At 33.3% G+C, this 20,452-nt stretch carries 17 protein-coding genes; 13 read left to right on the top strand and 4 right to left on the bottom strand.

Annotated features, from left to right (window positions below; genetic code table 11):
• Positions 1–3: 3 nt before the first annotated feature.
• The 8 genes from G525_RS20360 to G525_RS0105595 all read left to right on the top strand — a co-directional run bounded on the left by G525_RS20360 (position 4) and on the right by G525_RS0105595 (position 5,522).
• Positions 4–843 (top strand): toprim domain-containing protein, encoded by an 840-nt coding sequence (locus G525_RS20360; protein ID WP_051209818.1) that lies wholly within the window; start codon positions 4–6, stop codon positions 841–843.
• A 116-nt stretch (positions 844–959) separates the two neighbouring features.
• Positions 960–1,295: a plasmid mobilization relaxosome protein MobC gene (gene mobC / locus G525_RS0105630; protein ID WP_169514428.1), complete on the top strand. Its 336-nt coding sequence runs from the start codon at positions 960–962 to the stop codon at positions 1,293–1,295.
• Between the two features lie 10 nt (positions 1,296–1,305).
• Positions 1,306–1,902 carry a hypothetical protein gene (locus G525_RS0105625; protein WP_027125287.1) on the top strand — a complete coding sequence of 199 codons (597 nt, stop codon included), beginning with the start codon at positions 1,306–1,308 and terminating at the stop codon, positions 1,900–1,902.
• On the top strand, positions 1,899–2,639 hold the full coding sequence (locus G525_RS0105620; protein WP_027125286.1) for a relaxase/mobilization nuclease domain-containing protein: 741 nt from the start codon (positions 1,899–1,901) through the stop codon (positions 2,637–2,639). Before G525_RS0105625 ends, G525_RS0105620 begins: the two co-directional genes overlap by 4 nt.
• A gap of 7 nt (positions 2,640–2,646) precedes the next feature.
• Positions 2,647–3,237, top strand: coding sequence for a ParA family protein (locus G525_RS0105615; RefSeq protein WP_027125285.1), 591 nt, complete (start codon positions 2,647–2,649; stop codon positions 3,235–3,237).
• A 50-nt stretch (positions 3,238–3,287) separates the two neighbouring features.
• Positions 3,288–3,536, top strand: a complete 249-nt coding sequence (locus G525_RS0105610; RefSeq protein ID WP_027125284.1) for a hypothetical protein — start codon at positions 3,288–3,290, stop codon at positions 3,534–3,536.
• A 335-nt stretch (positions 3,537–3,871) separates the two neighbouring features.
• The gene (locus G525_RS0105600; RefSeq protein WP_027125282.1) at positions 3,872–4,897 is read left to right on the top strand and encodes a zinc ribbon domain-containing protein; all 1,026 of its coding nucleotides are present in this window, start codon (positions 3,872–3,874) and stop codon (positions 4,895–4,897) included.
• Positions 4,898–4,940: 43 nt separating this feature from the next.
• Positions 4,941–5,522, top strand: coding sequence for a hypothetical protein (locus G525_RS0105595; protein WP_027125281.1), 582 nt, complete (start codon positions 4,941–4,943; stop codon positions 5,520–5,522).
• 27 nt (positions 5,523–5,549) lie between these two features.
• On the opposite strand, the gene G525_RS0105590 is transcribed toward G525_RS0105595, so the two are convergent.
• From G525_RS0105590 to G525_RS0105580, 3 genes are all read right to left on the bottom strand, one after another.
• A complete protein-coding gene (locus G525_RS0105590) occupies positions 5,550–9,326 on the bottom strand; it encodes an nSTAND3 domain-containing NTPase (RefSeq protein ID WP_027125280.1) in 3,777 nt (1,258 codons plus the stop codon).
• A 133-nt stretch (positions 9,327–9,459) separates the two neighbouring features.
• Complete coding sequence (locus tag G525_RS0105585) at positions 9,460–10,377, bottom strand: S-4TM family putative pore-forming effector (protein ID WP_027125279.1); 918 nt, start codon at positions 10,375–10,377, stop codon at positions 9,460–9,462.
• Entirely contained in the window at positions 10,370–11,353 is a 984-nt protein-coding gene (locus G525_RS0105580) for an SMODS domain-containing nucleotidyltransferase (RefSeq protein ID WP_027125278.1), read from the bottom strand. The genes G525_RS0105585 and G525_RS0105580 overlap by 8 nt, the downstream gene beginning before the upstream one ends.
• Positions 11,354–11,649: 296 nt before the next feature.
• Between G525_RS0105580 and G525_RS0105575 the strand changes: the two genes are divergently transcribed.
• The 5 genes from G525_RS0105575 to G525_RS0105550 all read left to right on the top strand — a co-directional run bounded on the left by G525_RS0105575 (position 11,650) and on the right by G525_RS0105550 (position 19,833).
• Positions 11,650–13,164: a class I SAM-dependent DNA methyltransferase gene (locus tag G525_RS0105575; RefSeq protein WP_027125277.1), complete on the top strand. Its 1,515-nt coding sequence runs from the start codon at positions 11,650–11,652 to the stop codon at positions 13,162–13,164.
• The gene (locus G525_RS21670) at positions 13,161–14,381 is read left to right on the top strand and encodes a restriction endonuclease subunit S (RefSeq protein WP_051209817.1); all 1,221 of its coding nucleotides are present in this window, start codon (positions 13,161–13,163) and stop codon (positions 14,379–14,381) included. The genes G525_RS0105575 and G525_RS21670 overlap by 4 nt, the downstream gene beginning before the upstream one ends.
• Positions 14,382–14,399: 18 nt before the next feature.
• The gene (locus G525_RS0105565; protein ID WP_035479131.1) at positions 14,400–17,525 is read left to right on the top strand and encodes a type I restriction endonuclease subunit R; all 3,126 of its coding nucleotides are present in this window, start codon (positions 14,400–14,402) and stop codon (positions 17,523–17,525) included.
• 278 nt (positions 17,526–17,803) lie between these two features.
• Positions 17,804–19,075 carry a WD40/YVTN/BNR-like repeat-containing protein gene (locus tag G525_RS0105555; protein WP_027125274.1) on the top strand — a complete coding sequence of 424 codons (1,272 nt, stop codon included), beginning with the start codon at positions 17,804–17,806 and terminating at the stop codon, positions 19,073–19,075.
• Positions 19,076–19,326: 251 nt separating this feature from the next.
• A complete protein-coding gene (locus G525_RS0105550; protein WP_027125273.1) occupies positions 19,327–19,833 on the top strand; it encodes a DUF4304 domain-containing protein in 507 nt (168 codons plus the stop codon).
• Between the two features lie 14 nt (positions 19,834–19,847).
• On the opposite strand, the gene G525_RS0105545 is transcribed toward G525_RS0105550, so the two are convergent.
• Positions 19,848–20,423 carry an SOS response-associated peptidase gene (locus G525_RS0105545; protein WP_084647710.1) on the bottom strand — a complete coding sequence of 192 codons (576 nt, stop codon included), beginning with the start codon at positions 20,421–20,423 and terminating at the stop codon, positions 19,848–19,850.
• Between the last annotated feature and the right edge of the window lie 29 nt (positions 20,424–20,452).

Below are 20,452 nucleotides of genomic sequence, written 5' to 3'. Positions count from 1 at the left end.
GCAATGAACTTTAAAGAAGCAAAAAACATAGACATCATTTCCTACCTGAAAAAACTTGGCCTGGAACCTGAAAAAAATTATGGAAAATACTCAATGTTCTCTTCTCCATTCAGAAATGAAAAAACAGCATCACTAAAAGTTGACCGAGTTAAGAATTTATGGGTGGATTATGGCACGAACGAAGGAGGATCAATTATAGACCTAATAATGCATTTAAACAATTGCTCTCCAAAGGAAGCTCTTAATATCCTTTCAATTAATACTTTTTCCTTTCATCGTAAAGAAGAAACGCCTAAAGCTAATAAGTCCACTTATTCGATACTAAAAATAACTGATCTCAAGAACAGAAACTTGTTAGCATACCTCGATGAAAGAAAAATAAATCTCGATTTTGCCAGACAATTTTTCCACCAGATCCATTATACATTCGACAACAAAAAAGAGTATTATGGCATTGGATTTAGAAACGATTTAGAGGGCTTCGAAATACGAAACAAATTTTTTAAAGGCTGTCTTGGAAAAAAGTCCATTACAACTTTTTTGAATCAATCAAATACTGTTTCTCTTTTTGAATCAGGATGGGATGCGTTAGCCTACTTGACACTCAAAAATAAAATTCCAAAGGAAGATTTTATTATTCTCAATAGCACAGCGCTTGTTAAAAACACATTGGCGTTAGTGCAAAACTATTCCAAAATCAAAGTTTTGTTTGATAATGACGTCTCTGGAAAGACAGCCTTAAAATACATTGAAGATAACACCAAAAATGAGGTCATTGATTGTAGTGTACACTACTCAGAACACAACGATCTAAACGACTATTTAATAAGCCAACAAAAGTAAGGTGCTGGGCTTAGCCAGTCGTGGGCAACGTGACCACTCCGTTCACACTTATGCCCAAGCCTGGCTATTCGCAGCAAAAGCTGCTCATAGAAACAAACCCCATAATTAAGAAAATTATGAAGTCAAAAAATAAAGATAGAGTTATATTTTATTTAGCATCTGAAGATAAAATACTGCTCAATGATCAATGTGAATTACTCCAAATAAAAGCCTCTTTCTACATTAGAAATTGTGTACTAGAGAAACTAGGTAAACCAATTTTTGAGGTCAATAAAAAAAATATTGATGTTACAAATTACACTTCCCAATTAATAAAAATTGGTGTGAATTTGAATCAAATTTCAAAGAAATTAAACTCGGGAGTCCAGTTTATGATTGCAGACCAAAAGGCTGTTTTAGATGATATAGAGGCAATAAAAAATCATATTCTAGAAATAAAATCTCAACTATAAATTTTCAATTATGGCAGAAAATAATGACAATATAATTCTAAATCTGATGCAAAATGTATCAGATAAATTGAATGAAATTTCAAACAAAATTGATAATTCTAATGCATCTCAAATAGACAAAGATATTTTAGTAAGTCAAGAAGATAACATAAAAAGTATTTTAAGCAATCAAAGCATTTTGAAGAAAAGTTTGAGTTTTTCAAAAGAAAAATTAAAAGAAGTACTAGAGGAAATTCCAACAGTTATCAATCAAAATACAGAATATGTCCTATTCGGTAAAGACACGCCTTTTAGCTCTAAATTTTTATTATCTATAATATTTCTAGTGCTATTGAGCTATCCAATCTTTAAATATATCCCCCAATATTTAAATGAGAAAAGTGTTTTGAAAGAAGAAAGAGATAATTATCAACTAGTTTATGACTATGTGTTTTTTCATTCTGCTTCCGAAAAAAATGGAACTGCTCAGCATCTAGAAAATACATTACAGCAGATTAGACTAAAAGACACTGTAATCTTACAGAAAATCAGTGATTTAAAACATAAATATGAAACACGACTTAGGAGGAATTCTTTAGAGGCAGAACTAAAAAAACTTGAAGAATGATAGCAAAGCTACAATCCATATCATATACAAGCAATGCACTTTCTTATTGTGAAAAAGGAGGCGAATTATTAATTAGTAATAAGTGTTTAGGAAATGCCTCTCAAATATTTGAGCAGATGAAAGAAATGGAAAAACGAAATGATCGTTGTGAAAAAAAAGCCTTTCACATTAAAATTAGAATTGCTCCAGAAGACAAGGGTAAACTGAACAATCAAGACTGGATTGATATTTCAGAGGGTTACGCGAAGAAAATAGGCTTTCAAAACAATATGTACGCAACTTATATCCACGAGGAAGGTTCAGAGAAAGAACACATCCACATAGTCGCTAGTAGAATTATGGATAACAATCTAGCAGTACCTGATAGTTTTACGCATTATAAAAATCTCGATTATTGCCGTGAAATAGAAAAGAAGTATGATTTGCGAAAAGTAGAGCGCAAACTTGAAAAAATTAAAGCACAGGAACAGTTCATACCTACCGACAAACGATCAACAGATTTGAAAGAGGCTATATTTTCTGCCATATCGATATCAGATTCTATTGAAGATATAGTTTTTCACCTTAAAAATCAGAATATTAAAACCAAAATCGGTAGAGGGATTTCATTCATCGATAAAAATGGTGTGAGCAAAAAGGGTTCTGAAATTGACAGAAAATTATCCCTAAAAGGAATCGAAAAGCTTTTAAGCTACAAAGATCAAGAAATCAAATTCAACAACCACAGATCTAGATAATACAATTATGACGAAAATTATTTTAATTACACATCAAAAAGGAGGGGTTGGAAAATCTACGCTCGCCTTTAACCTCGCTCAAAATATTTCAGCTAGTGCCAAAGTAGCTATGATTGATATGGATTTGCAAGGCAGTTTAGCTCAGTTGAAAAATGTGGTTACAAGTTTTGATATTATTCCCTTACAAAATGAAGTTGATAGTATTCAAAAGCTCAATTATGATTTTATCTTCATTGACACACCTCCTTATCTATCAAACCACTTATCAAAATTGATACAGACAGCAGATTTAGTTCTCATTCCAACAAAAGCAGGTATTCTAGACCTATTGGCCATCAAAGGTACCATAGACCTAATTGAAAATGAAGGTAAAATAAATAAAACAATGGTAGTTTTTAATATGGTAAAAGCTAATACCACGCTAACTTTAGATATCCTGATTGGATTGGCAGAGTATAACGTAAAAATTGCTGAAACTCATATTTCAGATTTAGTATCGTTTACTAGATCTGTTTTAGTTGGCGGTGTTAGAACTGATAAAAATGCACAGAAGAAATTGGATAATTTAACCAAAGAGCTTTTGAAAAGTCTTATATAGATATATAAATCTGGAATTATAGCATTATATAAAAATAGAATTATACAATTATGGAAAAGGATAAAATGAGTGATCTAATAAATCAGGCAAAAGCAAGTAGTCAAGTAAAGACTATTCAAAAGGTAATGCCAATCAAGGTTAAACAGGAAGATGAAATTCAATTTTCATTCTATCTCCCTAAAAAACTTTTAAGAGAAGTAAAATTGAGAGCATTGGAAGAAGACCTAAAAATTAAAGAAGTTATTAATGATGCGTTACACTTATATCTTAAGTCGAAAAGTAATTCAAGCATAGATTAACAATTGTTAGAACAATTATCACTAGCAGTATTATATAGCATTGCTAAATCGTTTTTCTGATCGTTTTTCAACAAAAGCACTAAGCTAATCAAAATTAATATCCCTAAATTTGTTAAAATTAATTTGAAAAATATAGAATAGAAAAAAACAATTAAATTATAAAGCGCTGTTTTAGCTTTAATCGTTGCATAAGGAAATCGCCAGAATAATATTCCCGCCAACATTAAAGCAAGACGCCCACGTTACTGCGTGGGCTGTTCTTGTTTGGTGGGTGGGTGTCTGGCGATACCTCTTATGCCGACAAGTTCAGTTCCACGCTTTTTTTATGAAGTAATATGGAAAACATCTTAAACAAAATCGCCAACATACAACTACAAATCTCAAATGAATTATCACCAGAACAAACCGAACTATTAGAAAAGTATTGGGAGTTTGATGAAGATTTCAAGTTAATTAATCAACCAAGCAAATTGCGAATTGCGGTTGGAATTTCACAAAAAGACTTGAATGATTTAGTTCTAGAGTACTCAACAATGAGTTTCTACCTATTGTGTTCAGACTGCAACTCAATGGAAATTCAGCATCCTAAAAGCCAAACTCAGTTTAGACTTTATACCTCCAAAATAAGAAAATCATCTTATAGATTTAAATGTAGTCATTGCCATACTCTATTTCAAGAGAAACACGAACAAGAAAAACTACATCAAGAAGAACTAAGGAAAGAGCGATTAAAAGAGAAAATTAGAGATTCCAATACCGCTATAGATAAGAAAGTTTGGCTAAATCTTTCTGGATTTGAAAATGGAGTTTTAAAACACGCTATTCAATTAAATAGTTTAGCAGAGTTGAAAAAGCACTATTACGGTAAAGGTTTGGTGGCTTATAAAAAACTATTTTCAGCATTACGGATTTTAGAAGCGGAAAATCTAGTATTCCTTATAATGAATAATTGGAATAGAAACTACATTGACGATTATCAATTTTTATCCCGCTTAAATGATGAGTATGATTATGTGCATGGCAATGAACATAAAAGTAAAATAGGTTCATCTGTACAATTTGACAACGAATCCAAAGAAATCAAATTTAAACTTACCGTAAATAAAAATCAGGTCCATCCTGACAGCCCAACACATGCAGGCACAGTTACCTTTAAAGAAAGGATCATTATCGAGCCTGGAGAGGAATATATCTTTGGATTTTGGAACAGATCAAATGATGATTTGTATTTATCAATGACACCACTTGATAAAATGGGAAAACTACCGATTCAAAAACGCTTACATAGCCTACCGATTCCAATAAGAAAAGGTGTTGAAGATTTTTTAAATAGCATAGGAAAAGGCTTATGGCTAGAATAGACTTTTGAGATTAACTAAAGAATAAACTTATAAACACGTAACTATGAAATTAATAATGATAACATTAACCATTCTATTTTCTTTAATATTAACCGCTTGTGGTTCTGATGAACTTTCAAAAAACAAAGCTACGGATATTGCTAGAGAGTGCGAATCAAAAACTAATAAACCAGCAATAAAAACTACCACATTTGACTATGGTGAAATACGAGTGAATACCACTATGAATAAAAGATTTGGCGATAAAATGGAAAAATATTTAAAATTTCAAGATTTGGGGCTAGTAATCATTGACACCTTAGCTACACAAAAAAGCAATTTTGGTAACAAAACAGAGGTATTCAATATCCAACTAACCTCTAAAGCTAAGAAGTTACTTGTAGGAAAAGTAAAAGAACGTTCTGGGGCATTATCTGCAAAATTCAAAACCTGCGAATATAAATTCAAAGAAATAAGCGAAGTTCAGAATTTGCCAGAAAGTAATAATGCCAAGGTTAAAATTGTGTTCGAACGTTTAAGTGAGACTCCTTTTTTTGAAGAAAATAACGAAAAGCAAAATCCAAAAGAAATCATAAAAACTGTACCGTATAGAAAAACGACTGATGGTTGGAAGCTTTGTGATTAGGATTGAGAGTGTTTACAGAAGTCTTTATTAATAAAATTCTTCCATAAAATCTCGCTTCTGTTCTCTTTCAATATCTTTTTTCTTCCAAATAATTTTTTGCTCGAAATAATCTATATGTTCAGAATAGTCTAAGATATATGGTAAAGTATTTATCATTCTTACAATATCTTGATAAAATTCAATTTTCTTCTGATAAACAGGAACCCAACTACCTGTGGTACTTGAAGTTCTGCCAAAACTAATTTGTTTTGTAATTTCAATATCTTTATTCAGCAAAAGAAACTCTTTGAAAAATTCCATAAACCAATCTCTGTAGCTGCTGTAGACAACTTCTACCAACATCATTAGTAATTTTTCATTATTAAAATGTTTTTGAGTTAATTTAGAAATCAATGCCTTGACTTTTTCTGCTCTCTTTGCATCAGTATTCCCATATTTGAATAAGGAATAAACATCATCTTCAATAAATAATGCATACTTTTCTTTATTTAAAATCGTCAATAATACATCTTCTATCAGTTCTTCATATTCAGGATACTCCCAAATATAATCAGTATTAATGTTTTCTAATCTAATTTTAGAAGAGTAATCTAACCCAATCACATCATTTCTTAAACTTTCATTAATAAAAGCTCTGTCAATATCTAAAATTGCTTTTAATTCCTTACCATCGTAATCAAAATGAGAATCAATTTCATACTGTGCCCAATAAGCATTTTTTAGAAGTTGAAGATGATTATTAAAATAAGGTGCACATTCCGCACAAAAATGAGAACCAAAATCAAGTCTTGTTTTTCGAATCTTATTCAGAATAAGGCTTGTTATATAAGTGATAATGTTATGTTCTTCTAACTCCGTTCTTTTGTCCTTATAGCTATCAAATACAGTTTCATATTTCAGATAATCAAGCATTCGAGGAACATAAATATAGTCAACAGAGTTTTTGAAATTGTTTAGTAGTAACTCTAAGAAAGTTTCATTAATCTGTTTCCTTGGTAACATAGTTAACAGAACAGATGTCCAATACGGCTTTCCTTTAAATTCATATTCGTTCATTAAATCCAGTAGTTCTTTTCCTGTCATAATACTTTCCGACAAGGCAATATTCACAACGGTTGCTCGTAATGGGAAGATGACTTTACCATCGAAGAATAATTTCAATGCGTTTTCAAAGTCGGATTTATCTTTTCTTGCTATAGAAATATAAATGTCAGTAATAGCGGATTCTATATGCCAACCATTATTGTCTTTTTGCTGTTTGAATAAAGCATCAATATTTACAAGAAATTTCTCAATACTTTCCCAATTATTCGTTCTTACAAAATCATCAAACTCTTGTTTTTGTTCGCTTTCAGATTCTATAATGGATTTTCCTTCTCTATATTCCCAACTCGGCTTCAAAAACTTAGATAGTTTTCTTATATCAGATTCAATAAAATCATTCCAGTTTTCAGGATATGTAGTTTCTAAACCTGTTAAATGGCTGGCAAGTACACTGACAAATTTACAATGCGCATATTGTTTATTATCCAATTTTTCAGAAATAAGTTTTTGATAAATAGGCAATTCATCTACATAAAAACTCTTGTCGATATCTCCACCAGGACGAACAATTTTATGCAGTATTCTATGTATTTGCTCATTTTCAGAATCAAACAAATGGTATACTTGGTTGAGGATTCGCTCTCTCAATTTCGTTAGTTCCTCTGATTTATATAAATCAAAATTATAAATTGTCAATGCGGCACCCTTAGCTGAAGCAAATTCTGAATAATGCCAGCCCAACAGAGCCTCTGATAAGTTTAGAAAAACACCATTTGCAAATGATTTTTCAATGTCACTTAACTTGCCATCTAACAAAATATCCAATAGCATATTCTGTCTTTGGTATCCTTGTTCTCTATCATCCAGCTTATACTTAAAATCTTCGTGGATAAACTTTAATATTTCGGGTAATCGACTTGGCTGCTTGCTTAAAAGCCTCAATGTTAGCTCAAGCGATGGTTTGAATAATTCATTTGGATGGTTCCAAAAACATTTTAAAAGTTCAAAATGCTTTGTGGCTCGTGTATGATCATTATGCTTATAACTAAAACTTAGCTTTTCCTGCTGTTCTTCTTGTGGAAGACATTCTATCCATTTTTTTAAATACAACAGACAATCCCGACTTTTGTAAAACCAAAATAGATTGTAAAAAGCATATAATTCTTCGTCTGAATCTATCAGCTTTAGAACGTCATTCAAATGAGGTAACACTAATTCCTTCACGTGATTATAAACAAATGTATTATTCACATCTATAAGCGTGGCGCGAATTCTGTTCGAAGAATTTTCTATAAAAGTGGCAATCCATTCTGTGTAATTTATAACGGCAGACTGGTCATCAATAAAACATTTGTAGAAGGCGTATATTGTTAAAACCTGATCTGATACTTTTACTATTTCATTAGAATAGACATCTACTATTTCATTATTGTGAAGCTCAATAATAGACGTCCACAATTCATTCCAGTCAATTCCAAATTTAATTGAAAGAGTATTTTGTAATTCTTCATTAGTCCTGTCTAAAACACCAAAAAATGAAACAATAGCGAGAGACTTGAGAAAAATAGGGTTATTGAAAATGCCTATCTCCTCTGATAATTTTTTAAAGTATTTTTCATATAGTAATACAGGACTGCTTAAATAATTTGTTTCAGAATCTGGCGTAACGGAATAAGTAGCCATTAGCGCAACTCTGGCATTTCCTTTGGCTAAATTTATAATTTTTCGTTTTATATCGGTATGGTATTGAAGATTGGGTAAAGCCCCCACAATTATTTTCCCTATTTCTTCATCTTTAAATTCAGGTATAATAAATTCTTTATACGGATAATTATCAAGGCTGGCACATACCTGTTTTTTCACATAGTCTCGTGATGTAATTATTACTTTTGCAGAATAAGATTTGGAATCTTCTAATTTGCTCAACAAATAATTTAGGTTATTGATTGATTTATTAGCATCATCAAACAAAATTATATGTTGCTTCCCTGGAAAAAAAAGATGCTGATAATCATCCCATAATGACACTCCTGAACTTTGGATAACGATTGGAACATAATCATCATTTGAAAGTTCCTTCAAAATCTTAACTGCCAATTTAGATTTTCCAACACCTGCACCACCTGACAATAATAAAATGTCATATTTTTTTAAAGCTTCAATACTATTTTTAACTTCTTCATCTCTACCAATGAATTCATTAGTAAGCGAAGGTTGTAAGCCCTTTTCTGTTTTTAAAAGAAAGTGGTCAAGAGTATATATATCACCTTTTACGATTTGAATGTTCAGATATTCTTCAGCTAACTTGGGGATGTCAAATATCAGCATTGGTAAATTTTGAATATTTAAAACCTCAATCTTTGTTTCCGGATTAAGTGATTTTACTTTGTTATTTAGTTGATTATATTCCTCAGCGCTAATTTTTTCATTGCATGCTAATATGACTTTCTCTATTTTATCCTTTTTTATTGTTGTAATCTCTTCTTTAAAACAATGGTCAACATCCTTTGAAAGCTTCTCAAAGAAACTTTTCGATTCTCCTAATCTTTCCTGAGTTGTACATTCCACAAAAATGTATTTATCTTCATTTACAAAAAAAGAATCTGGTGTTCCTTTACTGGTTTTTTCTTTACCGACTACAGCTCCGGGAGCACTAATAAATTTGTTGCCTTGTAAGTGTAATAAATGGTTTATTAAGGTCTGAAAGCTTGCCTGATTAATTGCTTTTAAAGCATTTTCTATTTGAGTTATTGTATTCATTTTTAATTAAAGTCAAGTTTTGTGGTCTACATAAGATGTTCGTTAAGGAGTATATTGTTCGCTAACGTTTTAGTACTTGAAAAGCAGGCGATTTTGAAGCACAAAACTATTGGCTCATAATATTTTTTATATACTATTTTATTGTTCGCAGTATTTTTATCCGTTCCTCCATTGAATAATTCATTTCATCCTCAAGTTTTGGTCTTAAAAAGTTATAGATAAATTCTGGAATCATAGGACTTAAAAGTCTGTTATTATAAATCCTATCTTGAATATTTCTCAAATGTTCTTTATCAATCTTGTCGTCAATATTAGTTTTTGCTAATGTCGATTCAATAAGATTTCTCAAATGACTTAGATTATCAATTGATTCTGTATTTGAATTGATTTCTTTATACGCAAACATAAAAACTGGAATTGATGGAAGAACTACCTCAATAAGAAAAGCTTGTACACTAAAATCATTGATAAGAGCGATTACTAAAAGAATAGTAAAAGTGATTACGCTAATTACATAAACCATAAATTTATAACGTGTACGAACTGAAAAATCATAAGTGATATTAGTACGTTGACAAAGTAAACTTGCAACGTTAGTTTCAACTTTCCTTATAGCTAAAGAATACCAATCTGTAACTTTTTCGACAATTTTCTGATTCTCTTTGTACTTTAAAGAATACCGTCTAATTATTTCTCTATCTATAAGTACTAAATTTAAAGTTTCATTTACAGGAATGTCAAGTACTATAGTATCAAACGTTTCCTTAATCGATGCCGCGATTTTTTTTAATCTATCAATAGTACTTGTTAAAATCTTTTCTCCAATTCCCGCCATAATTGTATATAGCACAAATACATAGCTTGCTTCATTAATTATTGTTGGGTTAGTTTTAACTAACAATGAAATAATAATTGGTAGCGGAACAGAAATAAATATCAACAACCCTTGATAATTTTTAGCAATGGAGTAAACTCTCTTTTGCGCAAGTAATTCGTTAATATGAATATCTTTATTTTGCCTTATTAATATTTTCTTTCCCCTATTAGCCATATGAAGGAAAATTTGCTCCGAAAATTTCTCCCCAAAGATTAATTGATTTTTTTTGGTCTTTATCTTTTAATTCAGCATTAACAGCTTCATTAGCTTTCTCATATGCCCAATCAGCCTTTCTTGAAATCGCTACTCTCTCTACATATGTAAAAGTATTCATATCCCCTTGAAACCCCTTTGGGTCATATACAGAATTAAGTATAGCCGAACTTAAATAATAGAAAAAGTCTCGGATATTTATATCATTATAGTTATTTAATTCTGCTTTTGAATTAACGAAATTGATTATAATATTTTCAAAAAGATAAGATGAAATAGTGTAAGTTGAATTTCTTCTATTCCAATACTTTAATGTCCTAACAAGCTGTAAAACAAGTGTTTTATTATTTTGATTTGCTGTTGTAATCCTTTTTTGGTCTATCCTTGGGTCAGTCGGTTTCCAATTTCCATTGCCATCAGGAATTAAATAAATATCTGTATCAGTTTTAAAACAAGGTACAATGTCGAATACCCATTCGTATGACGAAAGTTTTAATGTTGCTGCCTCTCCACGACTATTTATTTCAGCCGACTTATATTGTCCAATTGTAGATAAAGAGCTTTTAAATTTATTAACGACTCTTCTTGAGTTTAAAATATCAGAATCTGATAAATATTTTAATCTTGAGCCAGCATTTGGTGTATGTATAGTATATTCATTTCCAAATTTAGAATAATAAGCACCACTACCTCCTAAGCAGAACATTAAGTCAACATCGTCCAATTCGCGAATCTTAGTTCTTCTTTCAAATGAACCATAGTTAATATGGCAACCATCATACTTATAAGGAAAATTAAGGTCGTCTTTATCTTCAAGTCCATTCAATTGTCCATACAACCAATTTCTACTTGCTCTCGCTATATTTGTCCTCTCCTTTAGAAGATTTACATAATCTTCATTAAAGGTGCTAAATGCTGAATTTACTGATGTTGCCATTTGGTTTGGTTATAATTCTTACAACTCATTTATAAGTGCAATCATTAACTCTGCACCTATTTTCATTATATTAAACCCAAACTTATACCTTTCTCTATAAAGTTTTCGAAAACCACTAATATGTTGTCAAATGGTTATCAACAATTTACGCTAAAATGAAACGTTATTTCCCCATTCAACTCCTCACTCCCTGCTCTTTATACAATTCTATATTTATATAATTATAGCTTTACACACCAATACTCACTCGGTTTTGCTATTTTTAAAGCGTTAAACCAAACAGTCAATACATTTAAATGGCAAAAAGTAAAAATACCTTTGAACAAGACCTGTTCAAATCAGCAGATAAATTGCGTAAAAACATCGATGCAGCCGAATACAAACACGTCGTGTTAGGGCTCATCTTTCTAAAATACATCTCAGAATCCTTTAATGAATTATACCATAAATTAGAAGCCGACGAATGGAGCGATCCTGAAGATCGGGATGAATACATTGCCGTAAACTGTTTCTTTGTGCCTAAGTTGGCGCGTTGGGAACATATTCACGCCAACGCCAAACTCCCAAGCATCGGACAAACCATTGACGAAGCAATGGAAGCTGTTGAAAAAGAAAATAAAGAACTCAAAAACGTTCTGCCTCAAGTGTACGGAAAAGCCAATCTGGACAAAACGTCTTTAGGCGAATTGATTGACTTGATTTCCAATACCGAACTACAAGTAGAAAACGAAAACTCTAAAGATCTTTTTGGACGTGTTTATGAATACTTTTTAGGCGAATTTGCCAATGCCGAAGGTAAAAAAGGTGGACAATTCTATACGCCAAAAGCCATTGTAAAACTTATGGTGGAAATGATTGAGCCTTACAAAGGACGGGTTTATGATCCTGCCTGTGGGTCTGGTGGTATGTTTGTGATGTCTGAAAAATTCGTCACCGAACACAGCGGAAACATTAAAGACATTACCGTTTACGGACAAGAAAGCAACCAAACCACGTGGAAATTGTCGCGTATGAACCTTGCCATTCGAAATATCAACTCACAATTTGTGGCGTGGAATACCGAAGGTACTTTTTTAAAAGATGCACACCCTGATTTGAAAGCTGATTATATTCTTGCCAATCCTCCCTTTAACCAAAAGGAATGGGGCATTGATGTGTTACAAGAGGATGCCCGCTGGCAATACGGCATTCCTGCCAGTGGCAACGCCAACTTTGGATGGATGCAACACATGTTATACCACTTGGCACCCAATGGTGTGATGGCAACCGTTTTGGCTAATGGCTCGTTGAGTTCTAATACCTCTGGCGAAGGCGAGATACGCAAATCATTAGTAGAAAATGATTTGGTAGAATGCATTGTGGCACTGCCAAAACAACTATTTTATAACACAGGTATTCCTGCTTGTATCTGGTTTTTACGCCGAGAGAAAAGTGACCACAGCAAAGAAGTCTTATTTATTGATGCTTCCGAAATGGGGTATATGATAAACCGAGTGAACCGTGATTTTAGTGATGCAGATATTGCTAAGATTCGTGATACCTATTACAATTGGAGAAAACCGGAGAGAATCGAACTCTACTCCGATATCAAAGGCTTTTGTAAATCGGCAACTATCGAAGAGATTCGCAAACATAGTCATGTATTAACACCAGGGCGCTATGTGGGGATTGAAGATGAAATTTGTGATGGCATCCCGTTTGAAACAAAGATGAAAGATTTGACGACTTTGCTGAAAGCGCAAATGGAACAAGAAGAAACTCTTAACCAAGAGATTAAAACACAATTGGCTAATATTGGATTTGCATTATGAGTCAAGGAAATAAAAACCTACCAGAGGGATGGATTGAAACGACTATCGGAACGTTAGTCGATTTAGCTCAGGGAGTGGCAATAAATGCAAAAACAAATCATGTCCTTTCGGACAAAGAAAACGGTATTCCCTTATTGAAAATTAATAATTTATTAAATAACACCGTAGATCAATACGCAAATCCTGATTTGGTTCCCAAACAAAGCATTATTCATAAAGAAGATGTAATCTTTACTCGGACAGGACAAGTAGGAGAAGTTCTTAAAAACAAATATGGAATATTACATAACAATAGCTTTAAAGTAATACCTAATGACAAATTATATTGGAATTTTCTTTACTGGTACTTGAAAAGTGAAAAAGTCTATAATTACGTGCAGAAGGTAGCAGCGGGTTCAGTACAAAAAGACCTAAACCATAGTGCTTTCAAGACAATCGAGTTTAAATATCCAATAAACCTTAAAGAACAAAAATCCATAGCCAATGTCTTAACAGCTTTTGATGGTAAAATAGAAAATTTGCGTGCTCAAAATGACACCTTAGAGCAAACCGCACAAACTATTTTTACAGAATGGTTTGGGAAATACCAATTGGAAGATGAATTGCCAGATGGATGGAGGATTGGGAAAATTGGAAATCTAACTGAAATAAAAAGAGGAGGATCACCACGACCTATAAAAGACTATATTTCAGATTCGGGCTATAGATGGCTTAAAATTTCAGATGCCACAGCCACAGAATCTCCATATATCTTTAACATTAAGGAGCACATAAGAATTGAAGGATTATCTAAAACAACTCTAAAGAAAGAAGGAAGCCTAGTTTTATCAAATAGCGCAACGCCTGGTATGCCTAAAATTTTAGCTGTAGATACGTGTATTCATGATGGCTGGATGCACTTTCCCAGTTCTATTGTATCAAATGAATATTTGTATTTACTTTTTACGAATATCAGACCAAGATTAGTTCAACAAGGCAGTGGTAGTGTATTTGTAAATTTAAAAACCGATATATTAAGATATTTTGAAACGGTTTTACCTCCAAATGAAGTTTTAATGGATTTTGACGCTATAATACAACCCATTTTTAAAAAGATTCTAACTAACTCAGAACAAATACAATCGCTATCACAAACCAGAGACACTTTGTTACCCCAACTTATGAGTGGACAATTACGAGTGAAAAATGTTGAAACCTTAGAATTAGCTGTGAAATAAAAAAACGTTTGAGATAAAATGACCAAAATCACCGAAAACACCATTGAAAACGCTTTTATAGAGCAATTAGTTGAGCAAGGCTATACTTATCATTATGGACCAGATATTGCACCTTATAGCAATAATCCGCAACGTGAGAGTTTTGAGTCGGTGTTATTGGAACAGCAATTAAAAAATGCCATTCAAAAGCTCAACCCTGAAGTGCCAGAAGCAGCCAGAATAGAAGCTTTTCAAAAAGTACGCAACTTGGGCACTTTGGATATTATGGAAAACAACGAACGTTTCCATACCTATCTTACCAATGGCGTTACCGTAGAATATCATAAAGACGGCAGAACACGCGGTATCAATATTAAATTATTAGATGTGGCTCAGCCAGAGAACAATAGTTTTTGGGCAGTCAATCAATTGGTCGTTAAAGAGAACAATAACGAAAAACGTTTTGATGTGGTCATATTCGTTAACGGCTTGCCTTTGGTTTTTGCCGAACTTAAAAATGCCACCGATGAGCAAGCCACTTTAATCAGAGCGCACCAACAAATTCAGAATTACAAAACGGCTATTCCTAGTATTTTTTATTTCAACAGCATTTGCATTATCAGTGATGGTATTGATGCTAAAACATCAAGCTTATCCGCACCGTTTTCGAGGTATTTAAGTTGGAAAGCTCCTACTCCATTGCCCAATGATCCGCGCACAGATTTACAAATATTAACCGAGCACATGCTCAATAAAAAAACGCTGGTCGAACTCATTCGCTATTGTACCGTTTTTGAGCAAGAAGAGAAAAAGGATAAAAATACAGGTTTAATCTTTCAAGTCAAGATTAAAAAAGTAGCGGCTTACCATCAGTATTATGCCGTTCAAAAAGCCGCAGACCAAACCGTAAGAGCCACACACGCCGAAGATGGCGATCGTAAAATCGGGGTGGTTTGGCATACACAAGGTTCAGGAAAATCACTGTCCATGGTGTTTTATAGCGGGCAAATTGTAACGCATCCCGCCATGGGCAATCCGACCATCGTCATCCTTACCGATAGAAACGATTTGGACGATCAGCTCTTTTCTACCTTTGGAAATTGTAAAGAATTATTGCGTCAAACGCCTGTACAAGCGCAAAACCGAGATCATATCAAAGAACTATTAAATGTGAGTGGCGGTGGCGTTATTTTTACCACTATTCAAAAGTTCTCGCCAGACGAAGGCAATGTATTTGACACTTTATCAGAACGCACCAACATCGTGGTCGTTGCCGATGAAGCTCACCGAAGCCAATACGGTTTTAAAGCGCGTGAAGTTGAAACCGAAGAAGGCAGTGAAATCCGATATGGTAATGCCAAGTATTTAAGAGATGCGCTACCCAACGCTTCCTATATCGGTTTTACAGGGACACCCATTGAAAAAGAAGACAAGTCCACACCAGCAGTTTTTGGCGATTATATTGACGTTTACGATATCAAACAAGCGGTAGATGATGGTGCCACAGTGCCCATTAGTTATGAATCACGTTTGGTAAAAATCAAACTTGATGAACAAACGGCATCGACGATAGACGAAGAAATCAATGCCATTGCGCATGTTTCTGAAGAACAATTAGAATATGTCAAAAAGAGAACGGCAACTATTGAAGCCGTCATTGGACATCCCGAGCGTATCAAAGACATTGCTAAAGATTTAGTAGCACATTTTGAAGCACGCCAAGAAGTATTTATAGGGAAAGCCATGATAGTCGGCATGACACGCAGAATTTGTGTTTTGCTTTATAATGAAATCGTTGCACTTCGCCCCGAATGGCATAATGAGGATTTAACCCAAGGTAACATAAAAGTAGTCATGACCAGTTCATCTGATGATCTTCCCATGTTTCAACCACACCATACCATCAAAAGACAACGCAAGGAATTGGCGTTGCGAATGAAAGATAAAAACGATCCCTTACAATTGGTCATTGTGCGTGATATGTGGCTCACAGGTTTTGATGCGCCAAGTTTGCACACTTTATACGTGGATAAGAAAATGCAAGGTGCCAACTTAATGCAGGCCATTGCGAGAGTGAACCGTGTTTACGGCGATAAGCCAGGCGGTTTAATTGTCGATTATATTGGTATCGGTCAAGATTTGCGTAATGCCATGGCGGTTTATTTACAAAGCGGTGGCGAAGGCAGTCCTGTTGTTGATATTAGAGAAGCTATTGCAGGCATGCTTGAGAAATATGAAGTTGTGGATCAAATGTTTTCAGGTTTTGATTACCGAAGTTATTTCACTTCGGAAGTTTCCAGACGTTTACAGATTATTTTAGGAGCGCAGAACTTTATTTTGGCTACGCCAAAACTCAAAGACCGCTTTTTAAAGGAAGTCACGCTATTGTCTAAATTGTATGCGATGTCCGTTCCTAGCGCAGAAGCCAATAAAATTAAAGATGATGTCGCTTTTTTTCAAGCCATAAAAAGCCGAATCAATAAATTTTCTGGTAATACCGTTATTTCAGATTATGAAGTTGAAACCGCCATCAAACAGATTATTGACGATAAATTAGGCAGTGATGGCATCATTGATATATTTCAAGCCGCAGGAATAGAAAGTCCGTCGGTAAGCATCCTTTCAGATGAGTTTTTATTGGAAGTAAAAAACATGCAACAAAAAAACGTTGCTTACGAATTGCTTAAAAAATTACTCAGCGATGAAGTAAGAATACGCAAAGTCAAGAATATCGCACAAGGGAAGCGTTTTTCAGAGATGTTGGAATCTATCGTTAAAAGATACCACAACAACCAAATAGATTCAGCACAAGTCCTCGCTGAGCTTTCTGAAATGGCTAAAGAAATGCGTTTGGAAGACCAAAAGAGCGTAGATCTCAAATTAACTCCTGAAGAATACGCTTTTTACACCGTGCTGTCTCAAAACGACTCCACCAAAATGCTGGACGATGAAAAAATGAGAGAACTCATTCACACCATCGTTGATGTCGTGAGAAACAATGCCACAGTAGATTGGCAAAACAGAGATGATGTCCGCGCCAAATTAAGGCTTACCGTAAAAAAAATTTTAATGCGTTACGGCTATCCACCAGACTTAGCAAAATTGGAAGCTGATAAGGTTTTGGCACAAAGTGAGAACTTGGCAGCGTTTTTTGCGGGGAAATAAAAAACAACTTTACAAAGCTCTCCCAAGATATGAATATTTAATGCAAGTAATTAAAAAGACGAATACATATTCAGATACGCTTATTATTAATAAATTTATTTTTAAGTTTTCATTGCTAAGATGGACTAAGTTGATAAAATTAAAAAAAGATTTGAAATTAGACTATATTGCTAAGTCAATTAACGGCATCAAAGCTTCTGATATACTGCCCAGTTGGGATCTTATTGGTATGTTTAATGCTGGTACAAACAAGTTTTACATAATTTAAAATTAACTACATGAAAAACCTATTAATACTTTTTATTTCATTATTTCTTATTTCTTGTTCAAATTCAAGTGAAGAAGAAATGGAATCAAATATTATAGAAATAACAGATGTTAGCAAAACAAAAGTAAGAATTGGAGACACATTGATAATAAAAGGAAAAAACTTAGATTTGATTACAAATTTTAAATTTACCTATCCCAATATTGGTAATGATGACATAATTACTGTAGAACCTTTAGAAAAGAAAATAGATTTAATTAAAGTAATTATTCCAATATTAAATTATGAAAAAATCACTTTAGCAGCATTTGAAAATGATAAATTCATAATTTCAACGCCATTAAATCTTTTTGGAACATTTCCACTAATTGTTAAGTCCAGCACGGATGATTTACAACATTATGACATACAGAATATAAAAATGGTTAATGAAAAAACTGCTTTTTTAGCTGCTCACAGAAGATTATATAAAACAACTGACGGAGGGTATAATTGGCAAATTGTTAAAGACTTCGGGTTTTACATCAAACCAATGTACTTTATAGATGAAAATAAAGGCTGGGTTGGAACCCAAACTGATTCTCATTTCATTCTTTACTATACGGATGATGGAGGAAGGACCTTTAATGAAATTTTAAAAGAAGGTTCTTCTTATAATATAATTGACATGGAATTTTCCACTCCAACAAATGGTTATTTATTAGGTGTTGAGGGTAAAATATATCACACGAATGATAACAGTAGTTTCAATTTAATATATAATTCATCAACTAGCACAGCTGGGGCCTATTTTGATTTTCATAAATTAAGTGTGGTTAATAATAGCCTCATTTCGCTTGGAGAAAATGTATCTAACGGGAAATCTATAATAATAGAAGGAATAAATAATACATTCAGTTATTCTGTTTTTGATACTTGGATATGGGATGTTCAGCAGCTTAATGAAAATAATGCCTTTATTTCTAAAAATATTAATATGAATAATGGTCTTGAAGAAAATCTATTTTTTAAAAGCAGTCCTACAGCTGCTTGGAAGAAAACTAGTGATAAATGGATCAAATACTTCCATTTTACTGATAATAACAAAGGAATTGGAATAAATTATGCAAATAAAGGATCTCTCGATTACAGTGTTGTTTATGAGACTTATGATGGAGGGGAAAATTGGATTTACAAGTTTAATTTTAAGGATTTCGAATATAGATTAGATGAAGATTTTTACAAGAATTATGGAATCATTACAGGGTTTAGAGGAAAGATCTGGAAACACATTTTCGAATAAAAATTATATACAACAATCGCTATAAGTAATTGATTTTTTCACCTACTTCTGAAAATTCTAACGGATTTTCAGTTTGATGTGTGCTTACAAAGTTAAGTGCTAACCCAAACAACTACTCATCGCCGAGACCGCTACTATTTCTTTTATTAAAAGTGCTTCCAATAAACTAAGACCTTAAGACCTTAATATATAAATTAAAAAGCTTTGATCTATCGTCTAGGGCAGGAAGACAACAATTATATCGACAGACGATGAACGCAAAAGACATTCAGAGAATAGTAGTCAAGACGTACCTTAAGCCTACATTAAAAAGTCAGGGTTACCAGACATCTGGGCAAACTTGGTGGAAAAACATGGGTGTCTTTTTTACTGTAATTAATCTCCAAAATTTTTCATGGAACAATAAAGACAATAGTGACTTCTGCTTTAACATTGGACTAGCATTACCTGACCATATAAAAGATCCTGCAAAGAAAAAGCTCACCTATAATGACATCTTCTCCCATAAAAGGGACTCCTATTTCGTGCCGATTAGCAGACTCGAACATACGTATAAAAATAAAACAGGTTACCAATTAACGGCGGACACAAACGTCCAAGAGTTTATCGAGGAGATGCGAAAAGACTTTGAAAAAGGTATTCTACCACTTCTTAACGACTTGAAAACGCTCAAAGACTGGGCTTCGTTTCATGAAAAATTTCCAAGAGGAGAATTAGTGAAAAAATATCTCAACGAAAATTACCCTCAATCCAATTGATGTTCCACTATTTCCTAAAATAAAGAGTTCCTTTCAACTTCCTTAATTATATACGACTTGTTCGCATCAACATCCTTTTTATACAAATCCCTGCTTACCGGATGCGCTAAAAATTCCTTGTTGGTAAACCCTGTGGCCATAATCTCGTTAACACTCTGTTCTGAAATATCATCAAACCAATCCAAATAAAGATTCTGGTCCAGGACTAAAGGCATACGTTTTTTCTTGTTATGGATTTCAGCAAAAAAACTGTTTGCTTCAGTTGTTAATATGGTGGTGGTGTATAAATCAGAATCAAGCTCGTTGTAAAGTCCGGCAAATAGAAACAGATCTCCTTTGGGATATTCTTTCGACGGCTGAAAACAAAAATAAGGAATCGATACGTTTTGCTCATGGTGTGGCTCAAAGAACCCATCGGCAAGTATCAGGCACCTTTTATCTCTTGCACTATCACGGAACGAAGATTTTTCAAATATGCTCTCCAATCGTGCATTCAAAGTATTGCTTTTTTTTCTGAAACTCTCAGGGTCTGTTTTGGCCCAATTGGGAACAAGGCCCCAGCTTGCGGGAACTATCCTTTTCAGGTTCATCCATTTTTATAATCTGAAGATTGCGATGG

It is taken from the genome of Gelidibacter mesophilus DSM 14095 (genome assembly GCF_000423005.1).
In the GTDB taxonomy this organism is placed as follows: domain Bacteria; phylum Bacteroidota; class Bacteroidia; order Flavobacteriales; family Flavobacteriaceae; genus Gelidibacter; species Gelidibacter mesophilus.
The sequence above is the reverse complement of the archived record's forward strand: the minus strand, read 5'-3'. Positions and strand labels throughout refer to the sequence as shown.

Coding starts and splice junctions, on each gene's coding strand:
- G525_RS20360 (WP_051209818.1), top strand. CDS start 4: ATGAACTTTAAAGAAGCAAAAAACATAGACATCATTTCCTACCTGAAA.
- mobC (WP_169514428.1), top strand. CDS start 960: ATGAAGTCAAAAAATAAAGATAGAGTTATATTTTATTTAGCATCTGAA.
- G525_RS0105625 (WP_027125287.1), top strand. CDS start 1,306: ATGGCAGAAAATAATGACAATATAATTCTAAATCTGATGCAAAATGTA.
- G525_RS0105620 (WP_027125286.1), top strand. CDS start 1,899: ATGATAGCAAAGCTACAATCCATATCATATACAAGCAATGCACTTTCT.
- G525_RS0105615 (WP_027125285.1), top strand. CDS start 2,647: ATGACGAAAATTATTTTAATTACACATCAAAAAGGAGGGGTTGGAAAA.
- G525_RS0105610 (WP_027125284.1), top strand. CDS start 3,288: ATGGAAAAGGATAAAATGAGTGATCTAATAAATCAGGCAAAAGCAAGT.
- G525_RS0105600 (WP_027125282.1), top strand. CDS start 3,872: ATGGAAAACATCTTAAACAAAATCGCCAACATACAACTACAAATCTCA.
- G525_RS0105595 (WP_027125281.1), top strand. CDS start 4,941: ATGAAATTAATAATGATAACATTAACCATTCTATTTTCTTTAATATTA.
- G525_RS0105590 (WP_027125280.1), bottom strand. CDS start 9,326: ATGAATACAATAACTCAAATAGAAAATGCTTTAAAAGCAATTAATCAG.
- G525_RS0105585 (WP_027125279.1), bottom strand. CDS start 10,377: ATGGCTAATAGGGGAAAGAAAATATTAATAAGGCAAAATAAAGATATT.
- G525_RS0105580 (WP_027125278.1), bottom strand. CDS start 11,353: ATGGCAACATCAGTAAATTCAGCATTTAGCACCTTTAATGAAGATTAT.
- G525_RS0105575 (WP_027125277.1), top strand. CDS start 11,650: ATGGCAAAAAGTAAAAATACCTTTGAACAAGACCTGTTCAAATCAGCA.
- G525_RS21670 (WP_051209817.1), top strand. CDS start 13,161: ATGAGTCAAGGAAATAAAAACCTACCAGAGGGATGGATTGAAACGACT.
- G525_RS0105565 (WP_035479131.1), top strand. CDS start 14,400: ATGACCAAAATCACCGAAAACACCATTGAAAACGCTTTTATAGAGCAA.
- G525_RS0105555 (WP_027125274.1), top strand. CDS start 17,804: ATGAAAAACCTATTAATACTTTTTATTTCATTATTTCTTATTTCTTGT.
- G525_RS0105550 (WP_027125273.1), top strand. CDS start 19,327: ATGAACGCAAAAGACATTCAGAGAATAGTAGTCAAGACGTACCTTAAG.
- G525_RS0105545 (WP_084647710.1), bottom strand. CDS start 20,423: ATGAACCTGAAAAGGATAGTTCCCGCAAGCTGGGGCCTTGTTCCCAAT.